The organism is Comamonas nitrativorans, from assembly GCF_042654765.1.
GTDB lineage: Bacteria > Pseudomonadota > Gammaproteobacteria > Burkholderiales > Burkholderiaceae_C > Comamonas > Comamonas nitrativorans.
This window is the reverse complement of the sequence record NZ_JBHSEW010000007.1, coordinates 98,947-118,886: the sequence shown is the minus strand read 5'-3', so window position 1 is coordinate 118,886 and position 19,940 is coordinate 98,947. Positions and strand designations below refer to the sequence as shown.

Here is a 19,940-nt window from a genome sequence, read left to right as displayed (position 1 = left end):
CCAACAATATAAAAAGTAGCTGTTTCCGCTGGATATACAAGGATTTCAGCTATGAAACAGTCTGAAAACCAGCAATGACCAGCGCAAGCAGCTCCTGTTTTCGGAACAGTGCCGTTTCAGCGCAACGTCACCCGCGCAAACTTGCGCTTGCCCACTTGCAGCACGAAGCTGCCGGCGTCCAGCTTCAAGCCCTTGTCGCTGACCACGCTGCCGTCGATGCGCACGCCGCCGCCGTCGATCAGGCGGTTGGCTTCGCTGGTGGACGGCGCCAGATTGGCCTGCTTGAGCAGGGCGCCGATGCCCAGCGGGGCGCCGTCGATGGCGATCTCGGGGATGTCGTCGGGAATGCCGCCCTTGCTGCGGTTGGTGAAATCCTGTTCGGCCGCATCCGCCGCCGCTGCGCTGTGAAAGCGCGTGGTGATTTCCTTGGCCAGTGCCACCTTGGCATCCTTGGGGTTGCGCCCGGCGGCAATCTCGGCCTTCAGCGCGGCGATGTCCTCCAGGCTCTGGAAGGACAGCAGGGTGTACCAGTCCCACATCAGGTCGTCGGAAATCGACAGAATCTTGGCGAACATGGTGTTCGCATCCTCGGTGATGCCCACGTAGTTGTTCTTGGACTTGGACATCTTGTGGACCCCGTCCAGCCCCACCAGCAGCGGCATGGTGAGTACGCACTGCGGCTCCTGCCCGTATTCCTGCTGCAAATGGCGGCCCATCATCAGGTTGAACTTCTGGTCGGTGCCGCCCAGCTCCAGGTCGGCCTTCAGCGCCACCGAATCGTTGCCCTGCAGCAGCGGGTACAGGAACTCGTGCAGGCTGATCGAACTGCCCTCGGTAAAGCGCTGGTGGAAGTCGTTGCGCTCCATCATGCGGGCCACGGTGTATTTGGCCGCCAGCTCGATCATGCCGCGGGCGCCCAGGGCGTCGCTCCACTCGCTGTTGTAGCGCACCTCGGTTTTCGCGGGGTCGAGTACCTTGGCCGCCTGGGTGTAATACGTCTGGGCATTGGCCTTGATCTGTTCGGCTGTCAGCGGCGGGCGCGTGCTGTTGCGCCCGGACGGGTCGCCGATCAGCGTGGTGAAGTCGCCGATCAGGAAAATCACCGTGTGCCCCAGGTCCTGCAACTGGCGCATCTTGTTCAGCACCACGGTGTGGCCCAGGTGGATGTCCGGCGCCGTGGGGTCCAGCCCCAGCTTGATGCGCAGGGGCGTACCCGTGGCTTCGGCGCGGGCCAGTTTCTTCACCCATTCGTCCTGGGGCAGCAGCTCGTCGACCCCGCGCAGGCTGACCGCCAGGGCACGCTGCACGGCATCGGTGACAGGGTGGTGAAAATTCGTAACAGCGGCTTGATTCATAAGGGTTTTTTTGTAGCGCAAGAGGGGGTGGTCGGGTATAATCGCCCGATTTTCGCCAGGGGCGTCGAGGGCTGATTTTAGTCAGCCTATTTTTTGACCCAGTGCAAAGCTTCGGTTTTTACCCGTTTGCACAATGCCCTGGCGCAACGTCGCGTTTCCCTCTCCCGCTTTTTCCCGACTGGAAGCCCGTTTTGACTACCCGCTTTTTTTCTGCCGGCAACGCTTTGCTCGCACGACTGGCTCAGTCTCTCCAACGTCACCCCAAACGCATCACGGCGGCCATCGCCGGTCTTCTGCTGACCGCTGGCGGCGGGGCCTTTGCCGTGGCCTCGCTCGGCCCGGATGCCGACAGCCTGCCCATCCACACGGTCGTCACCCCGGTGGAATCGCTGGTGCATGGCAGCACGTTGGCCGAGCTGACCGACGACACCCGTTTTTCCCTCTACCGCAGCGAATACACGCGCAACACCGACACCGCCGAGTCGCTTTTGCAGCGCCTGGGCATTGCCGACCCGCAAGCCGTCAGCTTCCTGCGCAGCAACCCCCAGGCCAGCGAAAACGTCCTGGGCCGCACCGGCCGTCTGGTCACGGCGCAGGCCGGCAATGACCACCAGCTGGAAAAACTCGTCGTGCGCTGGGTGGTGGAGGGCAACAACACCGACTTCCAGCGCCTGACGCTGCAGCGCAATGCCGAAGGCTCGTTCGACGTGGCCATCGACAGCGCCCCGCTGGAAGTGCGCACGCGCATGGCGGGGGGCACCATTCGCAGCACCCTGTTTGCCGCCACCGATGCCGCCGGCATCCCCGACCACGTGGCCACGCAGATTGCCGACATCTTCCCGGACATCAACTTCCACCGCCTGTTCAAGGGCGACCGCTTCACCTTCGTGTATGAAACGCTGGAGGCCGATGGCGAACTGCTGCGCTCCAACCGCATCCTGTCGGCGCAGTTCATCAACCGGGGCAAGACCTACGAGGCGATGTGGTTCCAGGAACCCGGCCAGCGCGGCTCCTACTACGCCATGGACGGCTCCAGCCTGCGCCGCGCCTACCTGCAGGCCCCGCTGGAGTTCACCCGCATCAGCAGCAATTTCAGCAACCGCTTCCACCCCATTCTGAAAACCTGGCGCAAGCACCTGGGCACCGATTACGCCGCCCCCACCGGCACCAAGGTGCGTACCGTGGGCGATGGCGTGGTCGAATTTGCCGGCTGGCAGAACGGCTTCGGCAACGTGGTCTACGTCAAGCACACCAATGCCAGCCATGTCACCGTCTACGGCCACCTGAGCCGCATCGACGTGCAGAAAGGCCAGCGCCTGGAACAAGGCGACGGCATCGGTGCCGTCGGCTCCACCGGCTGGTCCACCGGCCCTCACCTGCACTTCGAGTTCCGTGTGAACGGCGTCCACCAGGACCCGCAAACCATTGTCGCGGGCAGTGCCGCCAATCCGATTTCGGAAAAGGTCAAGCAAGCCTTCCACGCCCAGGCCGGCCAGATGCGCGACCTGCTGGCTTCTGCCGCACTGGTCTACAACACCACAGCGCAGTAAGAGCGTTTTTTCCTCACCTGCAAGAGCCTCGTCCGAGGCTCTTGTCGTATCTGCGGCCTTTATGTCTACCGAGCCTTTTTCCCCTTGCTTCATCGGCCTGATGTCCGGCACCTCGCTGGATGGCGTGGATGGCGTCCTGGCCCATTTCCCGGCAGCCCCGGCAGCGCCGGATGCTGCGCCCCTGCAGGTACTGGCCCATGCCAGCCGCCCCATGCCCCAGGCGCTGCGCTCCGAACTGCTGGCGCTGAACAGCCGCCATGGCAGCGATGAACTGCACCGCGCCGCGCTGGCCGGCAATGCCTTGAGCCGGGAATATGCCCAGGTGGTGCAGCAGCTGCTGGCCGACAGCGGCATGGCGGCGCAGGCCGTTGCCGCCATCGGCGCCCACGGCCAGACGGTGCGCCACCAGCCGGGGCTGCACGATGGCATCGGCTACACCGTGCAATTGCTCAACCCCGCGCTGCTGGCCGAGCGCACCGGCATCGCCGTCGTGGCCGACCTGCGCAGCCGGGACGTGGCGGCGGGTGGGCAAGGCGCCCCCCTGGTGCCGGCGTTTCACCAGCAGGTGTTTGCGCCGCCGGGGCCGGAAGTGGGGCTGGTGCTGAACATCGGCGGCATTGCCAACGTCAGCGTACTGCCGCCCCCGGGCAGCGCCGCGCCGGTGACGGGCTGGGACTGCGGTCCGGGCAATGCCCTGATGGATGCCTGGTGCCAGCGCCATACCGGCCAGCCCTACGATGCCGATGGCGCCTGGGCGGCCACGGGGCAGGTGCTGGCGCCGCTGCTGGCGCAATTGCTGCGCGAGCCTTTTTTGCAGTTACCGCCGCCGAAAAGCACGGGGCGGGATTTGTTCCACTGGGCCTGGCTGGATCAGCAACTGGGCCGCTTTGCTGCGGCCGCGCCGGTCGATGTGCAGGCCACGCTCACCGCCTTTACCGCCCAGGCGTGTGCAGACAGCCTGCGGCCCTTTGCGCAGCAGGCCCGCACCCTGCTGGTGTGCGGCGGCGGGGCGCTGAATGCCGCTTTGATGGCCCAGTTGCAGCAGCGCCTGCCGCAACTGACCGTGGTTTCTACCGGCAGCCGGGGGCTGCCGCCGTTGCAGGTGGAGGCTGCCGCCTTTGCCTGGCTGGCCCGCCAGTGCCTGCTGGGGCGGGCGGGGAATCTGCCCGCCGTCACCGGTGCGGCCGGGCCACGGGTGCTGGGGGCGATTTACGCTGCATAAAAAAGAGCTTCTTGCGCTGACTATGTAACGATTTCAGGTAATAAACAACCTGAAATTCAATATTGGCGAGCGCAAGCAGCTCTTTTTATTGATGTGAAATTGTCCGCAGTTCAGGCCGAGAAGCTGGAGCCGCAGCCGCAGGTGGTTTCGGCATTCGGATTGCGGATGACGAACTGCGCCCCCTGCAGGTCTTCCTTGTAGTCGATCTCGGCGCCCACCAGGTACTGGTAGCTCATCGCGTCGATGAGCAGGGAGACGCCGTTTTTCGTCATCACGGTATCGTCCTCGTTGGTTTCTTCCTCGAAGGTGAAACCGTACTGGAAGCCCGAGCAGCCGCCGCCCTGCACGAACACGCGCAGCTTCAGGTCGGGGTTGCCTTCTTCCGCAATCAGGTCGGCCACCTTGGCGGCGGCGCTCTCGGTAAAAATAATCGGCTCGGGCAGGTCGGCCTCGGTGCTCATACGGGATGCTCCCAAAAGAAAGAATGCAAAGGGAGCAGATGGTAGCGCAGCGCCGCCGCGCAAGGGCCGGGCATAAAAAATGTCCGCTGTCAAGTCGTTAGTGCGGACATGCAACGGTACGAAAGGTCTTGTGGGGCAATAGGTTAGGCCAGATTTCGGCCTCGGTGTGCTCTTACCGCGTTTTGAGCTAGGTGCCGCATAGGCGCTTCGCGGAAGCAAGCCTAGGAGCGGCGGAGCGGGCAAGGTCGCACCGCCATCATAGCCCGGCCTATCGCAAGCCACCGCTCAAAGCGAAAGCGCAGCCCTTGGGCTGCGCTTTCATCGTGGGCGGATGGTAGAGGCGTCCGCATCGTCAACTCGGCTTCGGCGGGGCGGCCTTGCCTGCCCCTCCTTTTCTGAATCCCCGATCCCCCGCCATGAACGCTTCCAGCATGTGCGGGATCAGCGTCGCCGCATCGACTGCCTCGCCATACGCCTGCGCGTGCAGCGCGGCGTAGCGGTCGAGGTCGGTTTTAAGACTGGCCGGGCAGGCAAAGGTGAGCTTGACGCTTTCGGTCTTGGGCAGCGGCCCCAGCCGCAGCTTCTTGGTTGTGCTCATCGTGAAGTCCCCCGATTGAAGAACAGCGGCTGGTACGGCCGCAACACCAAGTCGCGGTTGACGATGATCCGCACCGGCAGGCCGGGCCGTTGGGTCAAGGTGGGCTGGATGTTGAGGTTGCGCCGGGTCACTTCCTGGCCGATTTGATTCACCGTGTCCTGCAAACTGTCACGCCCGGCGATGATGACGCGATCGCCATCTTGTCGATTCTCCGGCGCGGCCAGTTCGGCGCCGACGCCCAGCAGGGTCGTCAGCGCCGCACCGGCAAAGATGCGGCCCCAGTGGTAGTCCACATCGTCTTCCAGGCCGGCATAGCCGGCCGGATCTGCGCCGGCCAGATTGTCGAGCGTCAACGAAGACGTGTCCGGCAGAATGATCCGATTCCAGACGACTTGAACGCGGCTCTGCCCGTAACTGACCTGGCTGTTGTATTTGCCCAGGATGCGCGAACCCTGCGGGATCAGCAGGAAACGCCCGGTGGCCGTGTCATAGACCGGCTCTGTCACAGTGGCGATCACGTCGCCGGGCAAGTCCGACTTGATGCCCGTCACCAGCGCTCCGGCAACCACCGTTCCGGCCATGACCTGATACGGCGAAGCCGGCAGGGTCAGGTTGCCGGAATTGCGGGTTTCCGTAGAGCCGCCTTTCAGGAAAGCCTCCTTCTGGTCTTGCCGGTTCTGCACGGCGGTCGGATCGGCAGGCTGGGCCGCCGTCGAGGCCGGCCCGGCGGCCATCGGGTCGAACGCCGCATTGGCGGCGAAGCCCGGCGCGGTGGCGGCCTGCGACTGCGCGACCGGCGCGGCCGCCTGCGCACCCGAGCGGAAGAACACGGACGATGCTGCGGCAGCTTCGGCTTCCTTGCGCAGCGCATCGTTCGGGTCGTGGCCGGGAGCCGCGTAGGCGGCTGTCACCGGCTGCTGCGACTTCACGATGGCCGGGCCGAGGTCGCCCGGCAGCGGCGGCCCCAGCTCGGGTACATCGTGCGGCAAGGCTGGCGGCAGCTTCGAGTAGTCCGTCGGTAGCGCATCCAGCCCTTCGGACTTCGAGACGCGATCGACGTTGTAAAGCTCGGTTTGCTCGCCCGTACCGCGCCGATGCGGTTGCAGCGACCAGATCGTGGCCCCAAGCACGGCGACCGACAGGCCGCCCGCGAGGATGGCCAGCGTGCGCCGGTTCAGGCGCGTGACCGGACGCGGCTGGGCACGCAGCGCCACAGCCTCGGGCGCCACCTTGCCCGCCGGCGGAGCGGCGAGGTCGGGAGTGTCATCCTGGCTCATGGTCAGTTCCTCCGCGCCACGCCATCGGTGCGCTCGATCCGCACCACGTCGCCGCCATCGCCGCCCAGCCGCAGTTCGGCCGCGCCGAACAGGCGATCCACGATGTAGTACGGCGAGCGGAAACGATAATTCACCAGTTGCCCGTCGCCCTGCACGCCGATGACGAACAGCGGCGGCAGCTCGCCCTGGGCAATGCCCGCCGGAAACTGGATATAGACCTTCTCGCCGTCATCGAAGGCACGCAGCGGCTTCCACGGCGGGTTGCTGCCCGATACCGCGTAACGGAAGCGGATCTTCTCCAACGCCAGGCCGGTATCGACTGGCGCGGCGGCGCTGGCCGCCTGCGACTGGCGCTGCAAGGCCAGCATCCGGTCGCGTGGATAGTCCCAGGATACCGAGGCCATCCATGCCTTTTCCGTTGAGGTCAGCTCCAGCAGGTAGGTGCGCCGGCTGGTGGTGATGACCAGATTGGTTTTCAGGCCCGAGCGGATGGGCTTGACCAGCACATTAACGCGCAGCGCGTCGCTGCTGCCGCTGGACGTGTCGCCCACGATCCAGCGCACGGTATCGCCGGCGGCGACCGTCACCAGTTCCTCGCCCGGCTGGAGCGAAACCACGGTCACGCGCCCCGGCGAGGCATAGACCTGATAAAGCGCACCATCGGTGAAAGGCCACACCTGGATAGCATTGACGTAGCCCTCGCGTGTGGGTGCGATGCGTGCCTCGGCGTTGGCACGGGAAACACGTACCTTCTCGTCGGCTGGCTCCGGCGCAGCCGGGGCCGCATCGACCTCCGGCAGTGGCTTCAACTGCGCCGGCAACGCCAGCGGCTCGGGGACGGCGACGACTTCCACCGGCGCGAGCGGTTCGGGCAGCGGCTGGGCCAGCACTGGCTCATCAAGTGAGATGGTCGGCGGCGGCTTGCCCTGCGAGGCGCAGCCCGCGAGGGCAAGCAGGATCAACGGCAAAGCGTGAAAGCGGAAAGGCAGGTTCATGGCTTGGCTCCTTCGGAAGAATCCAGTTCGCGGCTCCACGACAGGCCGTTGACGTAGATACCCAACGGGTTCTTGCGCAGGCGCTGTTCGGTGCGCGGGGTTTGCAGGACGGTGGAAAGCACGGCGTTCCAGCGTTCGGTGCCAGCGGGTGCGCCATTGACGAACCGTTGCTCCGTCCAGCGCACGTTGAAAGACGTGTCGCTGGCACGCACCACGCTGGTGATCTGCACCGTCACCGATTCCTTGCCGATGCGAGCGAATGGATCATTGGTGCGGGCGTAGTCGTTGAGCACGGCCGCGCCCCGGTCGGTGGTGTAGTCGTAGGCATCGAGCCAGTTTTGCCGCACGACGATGGGGTCGATGGACAGCGAGCGCACCAGGCTGACGAAGCGTGCCAGGTGGTGCGCGATCTGCGCATCGGCGGGCCGGTACGGCGTGGCGGCCTCGCCCACGGCGCGAACCTGTCCGGCCTGATCGACCTCGATGACGTAAGGCGTCACGATGGACTGCGCCGAGCGCCATACCAGGCCACCGGCCATCAGTAGCGCGAGCACCAGGCAGCCGAAGGCCATCAGCCGCCAGTTCTTGGCCTGCACGCGGGCCGAGCCGATACGCTCGTCCCACACCTGGGCGGCGGCTTGATACGGGGTGGCAGGCTGCGGCGTATCGGCGTAGCGCACCTGCGGTCGTTTGAATCGCATGGGTGTTCTCCTTGAGGGTCAGGTATCGGAATCGCGCAGGCTCGGGCCTTGCCCTGAGCCGCCGCCGTCGCCACCGCGCAGCGTGTGGGCGGTGGTGGTCGCGGCATGGGTGATCTGCTGGCGGCGGTGCATCCGCTTGGCCCAGGCGGGTTGCTCTTGCTTCTGCGAGTTGGCAGCGCCGTCTGCGGCCTCGCTTGCGGCGGATTGGCCCGCCGCGGCTGCACCGGCATCGTCCGAAGATCCGTTCCAGCCGGCACGAAAGGAACTGGTCATCTTCTGCCCTGCTGCGGAAGCACCAGAAGCGACGCGGCGGCTGGCGGCCTGTGCGCTGGTCTTGGCGACATTGCCAAGGCCAGCCGCCGCGCCTTTGGCCCCGCCGCCCGCAGCGGTGGAACCCGCCTGGAACGCCGACCGCGCGTTGCCAGCCGCTGAGGTGGCGGCACGCGCCCCGGCACCGGCCAGCTTCGCGGCGGCTGGCGCCATGCGTGCCCCGGCGGCTACGGCGGCGCCCACGCCGGTCGCGGCGGCACCGATGGCGACGCCCGTGCCGACAGCGCCGACAGCAGCACCGGCCATCGCGCCCGCGCCAAGCTGAGGCGCACCGGACACCAGGCCGGTGGCGATGCCGGGGCCGAAGATGCCCAGCGCCAGCAGCGCGAGCGAGGCCAGCATCACGACCAGCGCATGGTCGATGGATGGTTCATCGGGATGCGCTTGGAACTCGGCGAACAGACCCGAACCGATGCCGACGATGACGGCCAGCACCAAGACTTTGATGCCCGAAGACACCACGTTGCCGAGCACCTTTTCCGCCAGGAAGCTCGTCTTGTTCCACAGCGCGAACGGCACCAGCACGAAGCCGGCGAGCGTGGTCAGCTTGAACTCGATCAGCGTGATGAAAAGCTGCACCGCCAGCACGAAGAAGCAGAGGATCACCACCAGCCAGGCGAGGAACATCACCACGATGGGGTCGATGTTCACGAACACCTCGGGGAACCCGGCCATGTCCCCGATCTGTTCCAGAATCGGTGCTCCTGCGTCAATGCCGGTTTTCGCCAGCCGCCCCGGCTGAAGAAAATTCTCCATCGTGATGGCTGATCCGGTGGCCGTGATTCCCAGGCCGGCGAACGAGCGGAACACGATGCTCGCCAGCCAGTTGAAGTTGCCGATGATGTAGGCGAAGGCGCCGACGTAGAGCACCTTGCGCAGCAGCTTGGCGATCACGTCCTCGCCCTGGCCGGTGGCGTGGCTCATGGCCCAGTACAGTCCCGCGATCGTCATGTCGATGACGATGAGCGTGGCGGTGAGAAACGCCACTTCGCCTTGTAGCAGCCCGAAGCCCGAGTCGATGTAGCGCGAGAACGTATCGAGGAAACGGTCGATGATGGTCACGTCGTTCATGGCGTGTTCTCCGGCGAGGTGAGCGGCGCTGGCATGTCGTCGGTGGGCGTGTCGAAGCTCGGCGGAATCGGCGGCAGTTCGGCCAGCGATTCGTATTCGTCCGGCCCGGTGTGGCCGGCGAAGAAGCGTCGCCGGAAGGCTTCGGCGGCGGCGCGGCAGGCGTCCTCGCCTACGGTTTGCCGATCAGCCGCGCATTGCCCGCGTAGCTCCTTGAGCCGCACGGGGTCGGCGGCCAGGGCGTCGGCCAAGTTCTCGACCGGCTGCTGGCCGCAAGCGGTCAGCAGCACGGCCAGCAGGACGGAAGCGCATCGCATGGCCGCCCCCCGTCAGTTGTTGTAGAAGTTGACGGACTGCGGCGTGTACGGTGTGCCGGTGCCGAGGAAGCGCCGCCGCACTTCGCGGGCGCGTTCGGTCGCCGCCGCCTGCCGCGCCAGTTCCAGCGAAGCGGCCCGGTCTTGCGTGATCTGGAGCTGCTGCGCCTGGATCGACTGCTTGGCCTGCAAGGCGAGAAGCTGATTCGTCGCCTGCATGGCTTGCAGCGCGCCGGTGGCCGACTGGCTCTGGCTCACGAGGTCGGCCAGCGCACTTTCGTCTTGAGCAAGGTTTTGCGACACCTGCGCCTGCATCCGCATCGCGGTGTGCAGACCGTTCAAGGTGTTCTGCCAGCGTTCGCGGGCGTCCTGCGCCATGCGGTCGCCGCTGATAGTGGCGGCATATTGCTCCGGGTACAGGCGGGCGAACGTGGCGTCCATGCTCTGCACGTCGTAGGCCAGGCCGCGTGCCTCGGCGATCAGGCGCTCAGTGGTGGCGAGCGTCGAGCGCAGCCGATTGACGATGTTGAAGTCCAGCTTCGCCAGATTGCGCGCCTGGTTCATCAGCATCTGCGCTTCGTTCTGGAGCTGGTTGATCTGGTTGTTGATCTGCTCCAGCGTGCGGATGGCTGTCAGCGTGTTCTGCACGAAGTTCGACGGGTCGAACACCGTCAGCGCGGACGCGGGCTGCACGGCCAGCAGCGATACCGACAGCACGGCGGCGAGCGAGACGGACAGCAAACGGGGCTTAGTCTTCATGGTGAAACCTCCAGTGGTTGGGAGTTGAGAAACGAAGCGGCCGCCGGTGAGGACGGCAGCAGGTCGGCGGCCCAGTCGAGGCCGCGATGGCGCAGCCACGCGCCGGTGAAGCCGGGGGCGCCGGCCTGCGTCAACACGCGGTCGATGTCGCGTTGGTCTTGAGGGGTGGATGCGCCCGCGAAGGCGAGCGCCAACGGCCCCAGGTCGAGGTCGAATAGGCGGTTGCCGAGACGCGACTGGTAGTAGTAGTCGCGCTTGGGCTGCGCGGTGGCGACGATCTCGATCTGCCGGCTGTTGAGCCCGAAACCCTCATAGATCGTGCGAATCTGCGGCTCGGTCGCCTGCGGGTTAGGCAAGAAAATCCGACTGGCGCAGCTCTCGATGATCGCGGGCGCGATGGTCGAGTCCTTGATGTCTGCCAGGCTCTGCGTGGCGAAGATGACGCTGACGTTCTTTTTCCTGAGCGTCTTGAGCCATTGCCGGATGCGGGCCGCGAAAGATGGCTCATCGAGGAACAGCCAGGCTTCATCCAGAATCAGCAGCGTGGGCGCACCATCGAAACGCTCATCGAAGCGGGCGAACAGGTAGCGCAGCACCGCTTGCACGGCGGCGGGGCTGTGCATCAGTTCTTCCATCTCGAAGCCCTGCACGTCGGCCATGCCCAGCCGGTCGCGGTCGGCGTCCAGCAGCTTGCCGTGGGCGCCGCCAAGCACATAGGGCGACAGCGCTTGCCGTAGCGCGTTCGATTGCAGCAGCACGGAAAGCCCGGTCAGCGTGCGCTGTTCCACCGGCGCACCGGCGAGGCTACCCAGCGCCGACCAGATGGCTGCCTTCTCGTCGGGGCCGACGGTCACGCCTTCGTGCAGTAGCCGGCCTTCCACCCATTCAGCCGCCCAGGTGCGGTAGCCCTCGCTGTCGATACGGGCCAACGGCTGAAAGGCGATGCCGCCATCGGCGCCGAGGTCGTAGTGTTCGCCGCCGAGGCCGAGGATGGTGGCACGCATGGAGCGGCCCATGTCGAAGGCGAAGATCCGCGAGCCGAAGTAGCGCCGGAACTGCATGGCCAGAATGGCAAGCAGTACCGACTTGCCCATGCCGGTCGGCCCGGCGACCAGTGTGTGGCCCACGTCGCCGATGTGCGTGACCAAGCGAAAAGGCGTCGCGCCATCGGTGCGGGTGACGATCAGCGGCGGGCCGTCCAGATGGTCGTTCTTCTCCGGCCCGGCCCACACCGCCGACAGCGGCATCATGTGCGCCAGGTTCAGCGTCGAGACGATGGGCTGGCGCACGTTCGCGTAAGCGTTGCCGGGGATGGACGACAGCCAGGCATCGACCGCGTTCAAGGTTTCGGGAATCGTCACGAAGCCCCGACCCTGGATGACGCGCTCCACCATGCGCAGCTTCTCGTCGGCCACTGCCGGGTCGGCGTCGAGCACTGTCACCGTGGCGGTGAGATAGCCGAACGCGACTTGATCGCTGCCCAACTCCTGCAAGGCCGCATCGGCGTCGGCGGCCTTGTTGCTGGCGTCGGTATCCACCAGCGGGCTTTCCTGCTGGAAGATCGTTTCGCGCAGCAGTGCGACGACGTTCTTGCGCTTGGCGAACCACTGGCGGCGCAGGCGGCCGAGTTCCTTTTCGGCCTCGGCTTTGTCCATGCAGAGAAAGCGTGTGCTCCAGCGGTAGCCAAAGCCCAGGCGGTTGAGGTCGTCCAGAATCCCCGGCCAGGTCGAGGTCGGAAAGCCACGCACCGACACCACCCGCAGGTGCTGGTCGCCCAGCATCGGCGCAAGGCCACCGACCAGGGCGCAGTCGGCCAGTAGCGCGTCGATATGGAACGGTACTTCGGGTACGCCGAGCCGGTAGCGCCGCGTCGAAACCGTCGCGTGCAGGCCGGTCAGCGTGTCGTCGTCATCGAGCCAGGCGATTTCCGGCATCACGCCATCGAGCAGATCGAACACGCGATCGGTTTCAGCCACGAAGGCATCGAGCCGACCACGCCAGTCCACGCCGTCGCCGGGCGAGTTCTCGTAGAGCAGCTTGGCAGCGCGGGCGCGCGATTCCTCCGGCGGGAGAAACACCATCGTCAGGTGATAACCGCTCTCGAAGTGATGGCCCGATTCCTCGAAGGCGGCGCGGCGTTCCTCGTCCACCAGCCAGGACAGCGGCTCGGGAAAATCCGAGTGCGGATAGCCCGCAGCCGGTCGGCGCTCGGCCTCGATGAACAAGGCCCAGCCCGAACCCAGGCGGCGCAGCGCGTTGTTGAGCCGCGCGGATGCGGCGATCAACTCGCCTTGCGTGGCGCTGTCCAAGTCCGGCCCGCGAAAACGTGCCGTGCGCTGGAAAGAGCCATCCTTGTTCAGCACAACGCCCGGCGCGATCAGCCCGGCCCAGGGAAGCCAGTCGGCCAGCAGCGCGGGCCGCTGGCGGTATTCGGCAAGGTTCAGCATGGCATCGTCCTCACACGTCCAGCAGCGGCTTGTGCTTGATGTGCCGGGCGAAGACCTGCATGAACTGCGGATCGACACGCGCGCCCCATACGGCCAGCGAATGGCCGACGATCCAGAGCACCACGCCGGGAATCCACAGTTGCAGGCCCAGCCCCACGGCGGCGGCCAGCGTGCCGTTCGCAATGGCGACCGTGCGCGGCGCACCACCAAGCAGGATTGGCTCGGTCAGCGAGCGATGCAGCGGCACCTCGAAGCCGGGAAGATCGTTGGCCGTGCTCATACGACGGCCCCGCCGGAGAAGCTGAAGAACGACAGGAAGAACGAGGACGCGGCGAACGCAATGGACAGACCGAAGACGATCTGGATCAGTTTGCGAAAGCCTCCCGACGTGTCGCCGAAGGCGAGCGCGAGGCCCGTGGCGATGATGATGATGACCGCGACGATGCGTGCGACCGGCCCCTGAATCGACTCCAAGATCGACTGCAACGGCCCCTCCCACGGCATCGAGGAACCGGCGGCCTGCGCCGTATCCGCCAGGAACAGCAGCAGTGCGGCCAGCAGCAGCCCCTGCCCCGCAGGGCGCGCGAGGCTGCGCAGCCGCATGAGACCGGACAGGTGGGGAAGCGGATTTACGGAAAAGCGGAAAGCATGGGCGTGTGTCATGGCAGTTCTCCAGGTTGGTCAGGGGACGGGGGAAGCGCAGCGGCGTCGGCTGCGAGCGGAAGCGGGATCAATTCGGGAAACGGCGTTTCCAGCGCGTCCGCCAGGCGATAGCCGGTGCCGTCGAAGCCGACGACACGGGCGATGGTTTCGACGTGGCGCTTGCGGCCACGTCCGGCGATGTGGATGACGACGTTGACCGCCTCGGCGATCAGCGCCCGTGGCGGATTCACTGCGACTTCGAGGATCAACTGTTCGAGGCGCAGCAAAGCGCCTAGCGCGGAACCGGCGTGGATGGTGGCGATGCCGCCGGGGTGGCCTGTTCCCCACACTTTGATGAGGTCGAGGGCTTCGCCGCCGCGTACTTCGCCGACGACGACGCGATCCGGGCGCAGGCGCATCGTGGCGCGCACCAGTTCCTGCATCGACACCACGCCCGCACGGGTGCGCAGCGGCACATGGTCACGGGCTGCGCATTGCAGCTCGATGGTGTCTTCGAGCACCAGCACGCGGTCGCCGGTGGCGGCGATCTCGGCCAGCAAAGCGTTGGCGAGGGTGGTCTTGCCGGTACTGGTGCCGCCGGCGATCAGTACGTTCTGGCGCTCGCGCACGGCGCGGCGCAGGAAGTCCGCCTGGCCAGCGGTCAGGATGCCGTCGGCCACATACTGATCCAGGCCGATGATGTTCACGGCACGCTTGCGCAGCGCGAAGGCCGGGCCGGGAGCGGCTGGCGGCAAGATGCCCTCGAAGCGTTCGCCCGTCTCCGGCAGCTCGGCGGTTAGCAGCGGCTGGCCGCGATGCACTTCCGCACCGACGTGCGCAGCCACCAGGCGGATGATGCGTTCGCCATCGGCTTCGGGCAGTTCCACGCCCAGCGGTGCGCGGCCCGACGACAGCCGATCCACCCATAGGGTGCGGTCGGGGTTGAGCATGATTTCCACCACGTCCGGGTCTTCGAGCGCGGTGGCAATCAGCGGCCCCATTGCCGTGCGCAGCATCTGGATTCGTCGATCCAGTGAGGTTGCGGCGGACGAACGAGGTTGAGGCGGGATCTGCGGAACGGCGCTCATGAGGCCCGCTCCCGCGCTTCGGCCAGCGCCACCGCGTCATCCAGTCGCATCGGGTCGGGATGCAGCTCCTCCACCACGTCGCGCACCAGGCTGCGCCCGCGCAGCAGATGGCGGCCGAGCTGTTCGACGAACTGCTCGAAGCGTGCCTTGCCCTGGGCGCGAGCCGCTTCTTGATGGGCCTCGGGAACCGGCGTGCTGACGGTGAGGAAGTAGCGGATGAACAGCGCCAGCGTTTCGATCTGGATGTTCTGGTCGCGCTCCAGGCGTTCGGCCTGCCGTGACAAGCGATCCAGTCGCTTGGCGATGGCGGCCTCGCGCTGGTCGCCTGCGTCCGGCGACAGCCAGGACGCCAGCGCCGCCGCGACGATGGACGACTTGGACACGCCTTTCTTGGCGGCCAGTTCTTCCAGGCGCTTGGCGTGCTCGTGCTGAATGAACAGGTTGAGGCGGTATTGGCTCATAAGTCGATTCCGTCGTTGGGGTCGAGGGAAGCCAGCCGGGCCGTGCGCTGCATGGCCGGGTCGAGCTGGCCGGGAAGCGGCAGCGGCAGGTCGTCGTCATCGAGCAGCGCGAGGTCGGAAGCGTGTGCGTCCGGCTCGGGGTCGTAGGCGACGGTTTCGGAGAGTTCGGGCTGGCGGCGCAGGCCGCCGTCGTCGGCGCCGCCGGGGTCATCGGCGGATGCCGTGGCCAGCGCCACAGGCACGGTCGGGATCGCCAGGTCGCTCCAGTCGTCGAGCCGCGATGGCGGCGCGTCGGCGTACTGCCCGGCTGCCAGCGTGGGCGGCGGTAGTACGCGGCGCTTGAAGTTGGCGTCGGCGTAGTAGCGCAATTTCTTCGCCTTGATCGGCGCGACGCTGGACACCATCACCACCGATTCGTCTGGCGGAAGCTGCATCACTTCGCCAGGCGTCAGCAGTGGCCGTGCGGTTTCCTGCCGTGACACCATCAGATGGCCCAACCACGGCGCGAGCCGGTGGCCGGCATAGTTGCGCTGCGCACGCAGTTCGGTAGCCGTGCCCAGGGTTTCGGAAATGCGCTTGGCAGTGCGTTCGTCGTTGGTCGCAAACGTCACGCGAACGTGGCAGTTGTCGAGGATGGAATGGTTCTGCCCATACGCCTTGTCGATCTGGTTCAGGCTCTGAGCGATGAGAAAGCTGCGGATGCCATAGCCGGCCATGAAGGCAAGCGCGGACTCGAAGAAGTCCAGGCGGCCCAACGCCGGGAACTCGTCGAGCATCAGCAGCAGTTTGTGGCGACGGGCGATGCCGTCGGAACCGTCGAGCGATTCGGTCAGCCGCCGCCCGATCTGGTTGAGGATCAGCCGAATCAGCGGCTTGGTACGGCTAATGTCCGAAGGCGGCACCACCAGATAGAGCGATACCGGATGCTCGGCGGAAATCAGGTCGGCGATGCGCCAGTCGCAGCGCGACGTGACTTCGGCCACGGTCGGGTCGCGGTACAGGCCGAGAAACGACATGGCGGTGGAGAGCACACCCGACCGCTCGTTGTCCGACTTGTTGAGCACTTCACGCGCAGCGGATGCGACAACCGGGTGCGGTGCGTCGCCCAGGTGCTTGGTCGTCATCATCCGGTGCAAGGTCAGCTCGAATGGGCAAGCCGGGTCGCTGAGGAAGTTGGCGACGCCGCGCAGCGTCTTGTCCTCGCTGGCGTAGAGCACGTGCAGGATGGCTCCGACCAGCAGTGCGTGACTGGTCTTTTCCCAATGGTTCCTGCGTTCGAGCGCCCCGTCTGGATCGACCAGAATGTCCGCCACGTTCTGAACGTCGCGCACTTCATGCGCGCCGCGCCGGACTTCCAGCAATGGGTTGTACGCGGCCGACTTCGCATCGGTCGGGTTGAACAGCAGGCAATGCGAGAAGCGCGAGCGCCAGCCGGCCGTCAGCGTCCAGTTCTCGCCTTTGATGTCGTGGATCACGACGGACGCAGGCCAGCTCAACAAGGTGGGCACCACCAGGCCCACGCCCTTGCCCGAGCGTGTCGGCGCGAAGGTCAGGACGTGCTCCGGGCCTTCGTGCCGCAGGTACTGGCCGCGATGCAGGCCGAGGAAAACGCCGTCGGGTTGGGTCAGCCCGGCTTTGCGAACGTCATCCGCATCGGCCCAACGTGCAGAGCCGTAGGTGGTGACAAGGCGCGATTGCCGCGAGCGCCATACCGACATGGTGATGGCGACCACAACGGCAACCAGGCCGCTGCCGCCCGCGATGGCACCGCCCACGTCGAAGACATGCGGCGCGTAGGCATCGAAGAAGAACCACCACTCAAAGAGTCGCCAGGGGTGATAGACCGGCGTTCCAAAGAAGTCGAACCACGGCGAGCCAAGGCGTAGTTGATAACCCAGGGCGGCGGCTGTCCATTGCGTTGCACTCCACACACCGGCGATCACGATGCCGAAGACGGCGGCGATCTGCCCGAACAGCACGCCCTGAGCTTGCATTGACTGGCCTCCGATATTCCCTGCGCTGATTCCTCATCCAAATGCGGCACAAGGACGTGCCGCATAGCGCGAGGATCAGTGCCGGGTCAGTGCCGGTCAAAGACTGTTATCGGAAGCAAGATGATGAAAAAAGCATCGTTTCAGGCTGTGTAGAACCCAATAAAAACGCCGCAGGCGCGGGCGCACTGCGGCGTGTTGGCAAAGAAGAACAGTTTTTTTGCGACGGACTGGTAATCAGAACTTCGGTGGTGTTTCCGGTGGTGTGTAGGGCGTTGTTCCATCGCCATAGAATCGTTTGCGTGTGGCTTCGGCCACTCGATTGCACAGCACTTCGCCCAGCGTCGCGCGGTCGATCTTGCATTGCTGACGCAGCTCCTTCAACCGCGCCGGATCGGCGGCCAGTTCCTCCACGGTAGGCACGTTGGCCTGCTTGGGTGCCTCCGATGGGCCGCAAGCGGCCAGCAGTACGGTCAGCAGGAACGGAATGGATTTCTTCATGGCTCGATTTCCTCCTGGGGGGCAGGTTCAGGTGGCGGTGCTGGCTTCACTCCTTCGGGCAACTCGATGGCCCGCACTCGCTCGATAAACCGGGACAACACTTCCGAAGTCTCGCCTTCACGCCGAAGAAGGTAGGTCTTCAGCATGGGGGAGCGACCCGCCAAGGGGCGGGCCACCACGCCGGACTCCCGGCTTGCGGTGATATGCGGCCCGGAGGTCAATCCCAAGGCAAAGCCCGCAGAAACCACCACCATCATCAGATCGAGCGAGGCGACGCGCTCACAGATCAGGGGTTCCCGCCCAGCGTGGCGCAGCACCCGCTCAACCTGTCTCGCGTGGCCCTCGCACGCCTGCGGGTCGCATAACACCAATGGAAAATGCAGGACTTCATCCAAGGGAATGCGCTTGTACCTGAGCAAATGGTGTCGTGCAGGTACGGCCACCATCATCGGGTCACTCCACACTGCTTCTGCTGCAATGCCTTCCCCCACTTCATCCGACTGCGCAAAACCTATGTCGTACAGATCATCGTGCAATCCCTTGATCTGCTGTGACAGTGGCACCTCAAAAAGTCGAATATCAACTTCGGGTTCTTCCTGCCGACAGATCGCTAGCAAAGTCGGTAGACGCGATGGAGTAATGCTGTCGGATAAGCTGATGCGCAACTGCCCATGAAATCCGTTGGCCGCTGCCTTCACGCTGTCGCGGGCCTGCTGCAAGGTGCCGAAGATGCGCGGTACATGCTCCAGAAACAGCTTGCCCGCCCGCGTCAACCTTGTGCTGCGACTGGTACGGACGAACAATTGCTCACCCAGGTCTTCTTCCAGTTCCTTGATGGTGCGTGACAGCGGCGACTGCTCAATATGCAGTCGCTCGGCCGCACGCGCGAAGTGGAGTTCTTCGGCAACGGCGAGGAAACAGCGCAGGTGACGTAACTCCATAGCTCAGTATCCTCGTCCAGATTCCAGCATCAGTGCGATTCGGCTCGAACTCGCCCTGCGGTCGGAGCGCGACGCAGGACCAGCAGTTGCACCAGCGTGCCCAAGGCCGCAACGATGCCCGCACCGCTGGCCAGCAAGCTTACCGGCCACTGCTGGAGCAGCAGCACGCCGCCCAGCGCCGCGCCGATGGCACTGCCCAGGTACAGCGCCGATTCGTTGAGCGCCACGGCCAGATTGCCATCGCCTTGCTGCTCGCGTGCATGGATCAGTTCGTTGTTCTGCGGCACCTGCAGCGCCCAGCCCACCGCGCCCCAAACAGCGATCGGCAGCATCACCAACCATGCGCCCAGTGCAGCCGTAGCCGGCAGCAGGAACAGCGCCACGGCCAGAATCGCCATGATCCACAAGGTCAACAGCGGCCCCTTGACCCGATCCACCAGCGGCCCGATCAGGAAGCTGCCGAGCACGCCACCCACACCCCACACCCATAGGTAGGGCGTGGTCGAACGGGCCAGACCATCGCCAGTGGCGGCCAGTAGCGGCGCGATGAAGGTGTACATGCCCAGGCTGGCGATGGCGGCCAACAGCGACACCAGCAGGATGGCGACCACGCGGCCATCGGCCAGCAGGGCCAGCTTGGCTTTGAGTGGCGTGGCGGCTGCGGGGGGAAACACTGGCAGCCTCAGCGCCAGCCCCACCCAAGACAAGGCGCCCAACGCGGCGACCAGCCACAGCGCGGATGCCCAACCCAGGCGATCAGCCAACAGCAGGCTCAAGGGCACGCCAAGCACGGTGCCGCTGGCCATGCCGCCCATGATCACCGCAATGGCTTTGCCACGCTGGTCGGGGACTGACAGGGCCGCCGAGGCTGCGATGCCCATGGCGAGGTAGACGCCGGCACCGATGCCCGCGATGGCGCGGAAGATCAGCAGCGCAGTGAAGTTGGTTGCCAAGGCGCTAGCACCATTAGCGAGCACGAACAAACCGAGCGCAAACAACAAGCCGCCGCGTTGCCGATGGGCCGGCAGCAGCGCGACGAACAGCGGTGAGCCCAGACCGTAGGCCAGGGTGAAGGCTGTCACCAGTTGCGCCGCGAGGGCGACGGGCACCGCGAAGGCTGTTTCGATCATCGGGATCAGGCCTGCGGTGACGTAGGACGCCATGCCCAGGGCGAAGGCACCGAGGGCGATGAGATAAACCGGGGATTGCGTGGGGCGGGACATAGTGGGGCTCCCAAGG

At 65.6% G+C, this 19,940-nt stretch carries 20 protein-coding genes; 2 read left to right on the top strand and 18 right to left on the bottom strand.

The window, feature by feature from the left end; all coding sequences use genetic code 11:
• Positions 1–116: 116 nt before the first annotated feature.
• Entirely contained in the window at positions 117–1,355 is a 1,239-nt protein-coding gene (gene tyrS, locus ACFO3A_RS09435) for a tyrosine--tRNA ligase (RefSeq protein WP_377725855.1), read from the bottom strand.
• Between the two features lie 191 nt (positions 1,356–1,546).
• Here tyrS and ACFO3A_RS09430 point away from each other — a divergent pair, with 191 nt between their 5' ends.
• Complete coding sequence (locus ACFO3A_RS09430; RefSeq protein WP_377725854.1) at positions 1,547–2,905, top strand: M23 family metallopeptidase; 1,359 nt, start codon at positions 1,547–1,549, stop codon at positions 2,903–2,905.
• Positions 2,906–2,966: 61 nt separating this feature from the next.
• Complete coding sequence (locus ACFO3A_RS09425; RefSeq protein ID WP_377725852.1) at positions 2,967–4,127, top strand: anhydro-N-acetylmuramic acid kinase; 1,161 nt, start codon at positions 2,967–2,969, stop codon at positions 4,125–4,127.
• 110 nt (positions 4,128–4,237) lie between these two features.
• Here ACFO3A_RS09425 and erpA read toward each other — a convergent pair whose 3' ends face one another.
• The 17 genes from erpA to ACFO3A_RS09340 form a co-directional block, all read right to left on the bottom strand.
• Positions 4,238–4,588, bottom strand: coding sequence for an iron-sulfur cluster insertion protein ErpA (gene erpA / locus ACFO3A_RS09420; RefSeq protein WP_377725850.1), 351 nt, complete (start codon positions 4,586–4,588; stop codon positions 4,238–4,240).
• A 352-nt stretch (positions 4,589–4,940) separates the two neighbouring features.
• Complete coding sequence (locus tag ACFO3A_RS09415) at positions 4,941–5,186, bottom strand: DUF2274 domain-containing protein (RefSeq protein ID WP_011716368.1); 246 nt, start codon at positions 5,184–5,186, stop codon at positions 4,941–4,943.
• Positions 5,183–6,463 carry a TraB/TrbI/VirB10 family type IV secretion system protein gene (locus tag ACFO3A_RS09410; RefSeq protein ID WP_011716367.1) on the bottom strand — a complete coding sequence of 427 codons (1,281 nt, stop codon included), beginning with the start codon at positions 6,461–6,463 and terminating at the stop codon, positions 5,183–5,185. Before ACFO3A_RS09410 ends, ACFO3A_RS09415 begins: the two co-directional genes overlap by 4 nt.
• A gap of 2 nt (positions 6,464–6,465) precedes the next feature.
• Positions 6,466–7,458: a P-type conjugative transfer protein TrbG gene (gene trbG, locus ACFO3A_RS09405; RefSeq protein WP_021204027.1), complete on the bottom strand. Its 993-nt coding sequence runs from the start codon at positions 7,456–7,458 to the stop codon at positions 6,466–6,468.
• Positions 7,455–8,159, bottom strand: coding sequence for a conjugal transfer protein TrbF (trbF, locus tag ACFO3A_RS09400; protein ID WP_011716365.1), 705 nt, complete (start codon positions 8,157–8,159; stop codon positions 7,455–7,457). Before trbF ends, trbG begins: the two co-directional genes overlap by 4 nt.
• A gap of 18 nt (positions 8,160–8,177) precedes the next feature.
• Complete coding sequence (gene trbL, locus ACFO3A_RS09395) at positions 8,178–9,560, bottom strand: P-type conjugative transfer protein TrbL (protein WP_011716364.1); 1,383 nt, start codon at positions 9,558–9,560, stop codon at positions 8,178–8,180.
• Entirely contained in the window at positions 9,557–9,874 is a 318-nt protein-coding gene (locus ACFO3A_RS09390; RefSeq protein WP_011716363.1) for a hypothetical protein, read from the bottom strand. Before ACFO3A_RS09390 ends, trbL begins: the two co-directional genes overlap by 4 nt.
• Positions 9,875–9,886: 12 nt before the next feature.
• Positions 9,887–10,630 (bottom strand): P-type conjugative transfer protein TrbJ, encoded by a 744-nt coding sequence (gene trbJ / locus ACFO3A_RS09385; RefSeq protein WP_011716362.1) that lies wholly within the window; start codon positions 10,628–10,630, stop codon positions 9,887–9,889.
• A complete protein-coding gene (gene trbE, locus ACFO3A_RS09380; protein ID WP_023094630.1) occupies positions 10,627–13,077 on the bottom strand; it encodes a conjugal transfer protein TrbE in 2,451 nt (816 codons plus the stop codon). The genes trbJ and trbE overlap by 4 nt, the downstream gene beginning before the upstream one ends.
• 10 nt (positions 13,078–13,087) lie before the next feature.
• Positions 13,088–13,357 (bottom strand): VirB3 family type IV secretion system protein, encoded by a 270-nt coding sequence (locus ACFO3A_RS09375; protein WP_011716360.1) that lies wholly within the window; start codon positions 13,355–13,357, stop codon positions 13,088–13,090.
• Positions 13,354–13,740, bottom strand: a complete 387-nt coding sequence (locus tag ACFO3A_RS09370) for a TrbC/VirB2 family type IV secretion system protein (RefSeq protein WP_011716359.1) — start codon at positions 13,738–13,740, stop codon at positions 13,354–13,356. Before ACFO3A_RS09370 ends, ACFO3A_RS09375 begins: the two co-directional genes overlap by 4 nt.
• Positions 13,737–14,807, bottom strand: coding sequence for a P-type conjugative transfer ATPase TrbB (gene trbB, locus ACFO3A_RS09365; RefSeq protein WP_011716358.1), 1,071 nt, complete (start codon positions 14,805–14,807; stop codon positions 13,737–13,739). The genes ACFO3A_RS09370 and trbB overlap by 4 nt, the downstream gene beginning before the upstream one ends.
• Positions 14,804–15,268, bottom strand: a complete 465-nt coding sequence (locus ACFO3A_RS09360; protein WP_011716357.1) for a CopG family transcriptional regulator — start codon at positions 15,266–15,268, stop codon at positions 14,804–14,806. The genes trbB and ACFO3A_RS09360 overlap by 4 nt, the downstream gene beginning before the upstream one ends.
• Positions 15,265–17,262, bottom strand: coding sequence for a conjugal transfer protein TraG (locus ACFO3A_RS09355; RefSeq protein WP_023094629.1), 1,998 nt, complete (start codon positions 17,260–17,262; stop codon positions 15,265–15,267). Before ACFO3A_RS09355 ends, ACFO3A_RS09360 begins: the two co-directional genes overlap by 4 nt.
• A 234-nt stretch (positions 17,263–17,496) precedes the next feature.
• Positions 17,497–17,760: an EexN family lipoprotein gene (locus ACFO3A_RS09350; protein ID WP_023112212.1), complete on the bottom strand. Its 264-nt coding sequence runs from the start codon at positions 17,758–17,760 to the stop codon at positions 17,497–17,499.
• On the bottom strand, positions 17,757–18,701 hold the full coding sequence (locus ACFO3A_RS09345) for a LysR family transcriptional regulator (RefSeq protein WP_023094627.1): 945 nt from the start codon (positions 18,699–18,701) through the stop codon (positions 17,757–17,759). Before ACFO3A_RS09345 ends, ACFO3A_RS09350 begins: the two co-directional genes overlap by 4 nt.
• A 29-nt stretch (positions 18,702–18,730) precedes the next feature.
• Complete coding sequence (locus ACFO3A_RS09340; protein WP_023094626.1) at positions 18,731–19,924, bottom strand: MFS transporter; 1,194 nt, start codon at positions 19,922–19,924, stop codon at positions 18,731–18,733.
• Positions 19,925–19,940 lie beyond the last annotated feature (16 nt).

What these genes read in the sequence shown, in the direction of transcription:
- tyrS (WP_377725855.1), bottom strand. Translation starts at nt 1,355, where the DNA reads ATGAATCAAGCCGCTGTTACGAATTTTCACCACCCTGTCACCGATGCC.
- ACFO3A_RS09425 (WP_377725852.1), top strand. Translation starts at nt 2,967, where the DNA reads ATGTCTACCGAGCCTTTTTCCCCTTGCTTCATCGGCCTGATGTCCGGC.
- erpA (WP_377725850.1), bottom strand. Translation starts at nt 4,588, where the DNA reads ATGAGCACCGAGGCCGACCTGCCCGAGCCGATTATTTTTACCGAGAGC.
- ACFO3A_RS09415 (WP_011716368.1), bottom strand. Translation starts at nt 5,186, where the DNA reads ATGAGCACAACCAAGAAGCTGCGGCTGGGGCCGCTGCCCAAGACCGAA.
- ACFO3A_RS09410 (WP_011716367.1), bottom strand. Translation starts at nt 6,463, where the DNA reads ATGAGCCAGGATGACACTCCCGACCTCGCCGCTCCGCCGGCGGGCAAG.
- trbG (WP_021204027.1), bottom strand. Translation starts at nt 7,458, where the DNA reads ATGAACCTGCCTTTCCGCTTTCACGCTTTGCCGTTGATCCTGCTTGCC.
- trbF (WP_011716365.1), bottom strand. Translation starts at nt 8,159, where the DNA reads ATGCGATTCAAACGACCGCAGGTGCGCTACGCCGATACGCCGCAGCCT.
- trbL (WP_011716364.1), bottom strand. Translation starts at nt 9,560, where the DNA reads ATGAACGACGTGACCATCATCGACCGTTTCCTCGATACGTTCTCGCGC.
- ACFO3A_RS09390 (WP_011716363.1), bottom strand. Translation starts at nt 9,874, where the DNA reads ATGCGATGCGCTTCCGTCCTGCTGGCCGTGCTGCTGACCGCTTGCGGC.
- trbJ (WP_011716362.1), bottom strand. Translation starts at nt 10,630, where the DNA reads ATGAAGACTAAGCCCCGTTTGCTGTCCGTCTCGCTCGCCGCCGTGCTG.
- trbE (WP_023094630.1), bottom strand. Translation starts at nt 13,077, where the DNA reads ATGCTGAACCTTGCCGAATACCGCCAGCGGCCCGCGCTGCTGGCCGAC.
- ACFO3A_RS09375 (WP_011716360.1), bottom strand. Translation starts at nt 13,357, where the DNA reads ATGAGCACGGCCAACGATCTTCCCGGCTTCGAGGTGCCGCTGCATCGC.
- ACFO3A_RS09370 (WP_011716359.1), bottom strand. Translation starts at nt 13,740, where the DNA reads ATGACACACGCCCATGCTTTCCGCTTTTCCGTAAATCCGCTTCCCCAC.
- trbB (WP_011716358.1), bottom strand. Translation starts at nt 14,807, where the DNA reads ATGAGCGCCGTTCCGCAGATCCCGCCTCAACCTCGTTCGTCCGCCGCA.
- ACFO3A_RS09360 (WP_011716357.1), bottom strand. Translation starts at nt 15,268, where the DNA reads ATGAGCCAATACCGCCTCAACCTGTTCATTCAGCACGAGCACGCCAAG.
- ACFO3A_RS09355 (WP_023094629.1), bottom strand. Translation starts at nt 17,262, where the DNA reads ATGCAAGCTCAGGGCGTGCTGTTCGGGCAGATCGCCGCCGTCTTCGGC.
- ACFO3A_RS09350 (WP_023112212.1), bottom strand. Translation starts at nt 17,760, where the DNA reads ATGAAGAAATCCATTCCGTTCCTGCTGACCGTACTGCTGGCCGCTTGC.
- ACFO3A_RS09345 (WP_023094627.1), bottom strand. Translation starts at nt 18,701, where the DNA reads ATGGAGTTACGTCACCTGCGCTGTTTCCTCGCCGTTGCCGAAGAACTC.
- ACFO3A_RS09340 (WP_023094626.1), bottom strand. Translation starts at nt 19,924, where the DNA reads ATGTCCCGCCCCACGCAATCCCCGGTTTATCTCATCGCCCTCGGTGCC.